The sequence below is a fragment of the Streptomyces phytophilus genome, assembly GCF_013870535.1.
Taxonomy (GTDB): Bacteria; Actinomycetota; Actinomycetes; order Streptomycetales; family Streptomycetaceae; genus Streptomyces; species Streptomyces phytophilus.
On sequence record NZ_JACBXC010000758.1, the window covers coordinates 1 to 2,966 of the forward strand.

Annotated in this window: 3 protein-coding genes; 2 read left to right on the forward strand and 1 reads right to left on the reverse strand. The window is 72.6% G+C overall.

Features of this window, described 5'->3' with window-relative positions; translation table 11 throughout:
- Positions 1-746: heterodisulfide reductase-related iron-sulfur binding cluster (locus tag H5J30_RS24755; protein WP_181789573.1), on the forward strand; the 746-nt coding region annotated here is incomplete at its 5' end.
- 126 nt (positions 747-872) lie between these two features.
- A complete protein-coding gene (locus H5J30_RS24760; RefSeq protein ID WP_181789574.1) occupies positions 873-2,306 on the forward strand; it encodes a Gfo/Idh/MocA family protein in 1,434 nt (477 codons plus the stop codon).
- A 33-nt stretch (positions 2,307-2,339) separates the two neighbouring features.
- On the opposite strand, the gene H5J30_RS24765 is transcribed toward H5J30_RS24760, so the two are convergent.
- Positions 2,340-2,966 (reverse strand): L,D-transpeptidase family protein (locus H5J30_RS24765; protein ID WP_181789575.1); only part of this gene is annotated, 627 nt, incomplete at its 5' end.

Consider the following 2,966-nt stretch of genomic DNA (forward strand, 5'->3'; position numbering starts at 1 on the left):
ACTTCCCGGCGTGCGTCAACCGCATCTTCGGCGGCCCCGACGACGCCCGCGGACCGAACCTGGCGGAGGCGCTCGTCGCCGTCTCGGCGCGCGCCGGGCGGCCCGTGTGGATCCCCGACGACGTCACCGGCACCTGCTGCTCGACCATCTGGCACTCCAAGGGCTACGGCGAAGGCACCCGGCTGATGGCCAACCGCATCGTCGAGGCCGCCTGGCGGTGGACCGACGGCGCCCGGCTGCCGGTCGTCGTCGACGCCTCGTCCTGCACCCTGGGCCTCGCGCACGACGTGGTGCCGTACCTGACGGAGGCGAGCCGCAAGCTGCACGCGCAGCTCACCGTCCTGGACTCGCTCGACTGGGCCGCCGACGAGCTGCTGCCCCGGCTGACGATCGAGCGGCGGACGTCCTCCGCGGTGGTCCACCCGACCTGCTCGATGCGCCACCTGGGCAACACCGGCCGGCTCACCGCGCTGGCCGAGGCGGTCGCCGAGGAGGTCGTCGTGCCGGACGACGCGGCCTGCTGCGCCTTCGCCGGCGACCGCGGCATGCTCCACAAGGAACTCACCGCCTCCGCGACCGCGCGCGAGGCCGCCGAGGTCACCGCCCGCGACTACGGCGCGCACCTGTCGGCGAACCGGATGTGCGAGATCGGCATGGACCGGGCGACCGGCCGCTCGTACCGCTCCGTCCTGCTGGAGCTGGAGCGCGCCACCCGCCCGGCGGGCCTGCCGGGGCGCCGCGGCTAGCCGCGGCGGAGAAGTCCATCCGGCCCGGGCGGTAAGTCCAACTCCTCAGTGGTGCAGACCTCTTGTCGGCGCGCCCGGGTCCGGCGAGGGTGGCGGCGAACCTACCGCACACCATCCGGAGGACGCATGCGCGAGGAGAACGCCACCCCGAGACCCGGCGATTCGGACGACGGCTACTCCCGCCGCTCGGTGCTGCGCTCGGCGGGCATCGCCGGTGCAGGGCTCGGCCTGGGCGCGTTCGGCGCCTCCCAGGCCCAGGCGGCGGAGGCCGGGGAGGCAGCGGCCGGCGAAGCCGCCGCGCCGCCGCGGCGCGGCAGGACGATGATCGGCGTGCCGTTCGAGACCCACAGCACCGTACGGGTCGGGATCGTGGGCCTCGGCAACCGCGGCGGCGGCATGATCGACCTGTTCCTGGCGCAGCCGGGCGTCGTGGTGACCGCGCTGTGCGACCCGGTCGCGGACAAGGTCGAGCGGGCCGCGAAGAAGGTCGTCGACGCGGGCCAGCCGGCGCCCGCCACGTACACCAAGGGCGACCACGACTTCGAGCAGCTCTGCGAGCGCGGCGACATCGACTTCGTCTACGTCGCCACGCCCTGGGACTGGCACTTCGAGATGGCCAGGACGGCCATGCTCAACGGCAAGCACGTCGGCGTCGAGTGCCCCATCGCGATGACGGTGAAGGAGCTGTGGGACCTCGTCGACCTGTCCGAGCGCACCCGCCGGCACTGCATGCAGCTGGAGAACTGCGCGTATGGCAAGAACGAGATGCGCGTGCTGCGCATGGCGCACGCCGGGCTCTTCGGCAACCTGCTGCACGCCGCCGGCGCGTACAACCACGACCTGCGCGGGCTCATGTTCGACCCCGACTACTACGAGGGCCCCTGGCGCCGGCTGTGGCACACCCGGCTGCGCGGCGACCTCTACCCCAACCACGGCTTCGGCCCGACGGCCAACTACATGGACGTCAACCGCGGCGACCGCGTCACCCACATCTCCAGCTTCGGCACCCCGGCCCTGGGCCTGGCCGAGTACCGCGAGGAGCACATGCCCTCCGGCGACCCGAGCTGGAAGGAGACGTACATCGGCAGCGACCGCACCTTCAGCATGCTGCAGACCGCCAAGGGCCGCGTCATCCGGCTGGAGCACGACGTCTCCACCCCGCACCCGTACAGCCGGATCAACTCCCTCGGCGGCACGAAGGGCGTCTTCGAGGACTACGAGCCGCGCATCTACCTGGAGCCGACGCACACCGACGACCGGTGGCACGACTTCGCGGACTTCGCGGAGTACGACCACTGGCTGTGGAAGGAGCACTCCAACCCGCCCGGCGGCCACGGCGGCATGGACTACATCATGGTCTTCCGGCTCATGCAGTGCATGCGCCTCGGCCTGGTCCCGGACTTCGACGTCTACGACGCCGTGACCTGGACGGCGCCCGTGCCGCTGAGCCACCTGTCGATCAAGGCGGGCGGCAGGCCGCAGCAGATCCCGGACTTCACCCGCGGCGGGTGGAAGGACAAGCGCTCCGGGGTGGACTCGGAGAAGCCCGACGAGGCGTGAACGCGGACGCCGGCTGACCGGCGTACGCCGGTCCTAGCCGGCGAGGGAGGCCCGGTCGCCCATCACGGCGACCGGGTCCTTCCGCGGGTCCAGCGTCCGCAGCAGCTCGGTCATCCCGGACTTGGAGATGCTGACGCAGCCGGACGTGCCGCTGCCGTGGTCCATGTGGAACCAGATCGACCCGCCCTTCTCCTGCCCCTGCGGGCGGGTGGGGTCGAGCGGCGAGGTGCCCCGGACGCGGTTGTAGTCGATGGCGATGACGAGGTCGAAGTCGTTCCAGTGCGTCTTCGGCCAGTACTGCGGGGCGGCGAAGGCCGGGCTCTGGAGGTACGGCAGCTTCGCGCCCGGGTCGGCCAGGACGCCGCCGGCGTCGGACAGGGTGAACACCCCGACGGGGCTGCGCTTGTCGCCCTCGCGGTGGTCGGGGGTCCAGCCCTTCTTGCCGTTGTGCCCGGGCCAGCTCTCCCGGCGCTGCCAGTCGCCGCCGCGCTTCTCGTAGAGGACGACGGTGGCGTCGGCGGAGTCGGGGCCCTTGCCGTAGACGGCGACGGCTTGCCGGGCGTCCCCGGGCACCTTCGCGTTCAACCGGGCGCCGACGCCGGGGATATCGCCGGGCGGGGTGCTCGGCGACGCGCTCGCGCCCCCGGGGTCCGTGCCCTT

Bases quoted from the DNA above. Each gene is read 5' to 3' on its own strand.
- H5J30_RS24760 (WP_181789574.1), top strand. From the start codon at position 873: ATGCGCGAGGAGAACGCCACCCCGAGACCCGGCGATTCGGACGACGGC.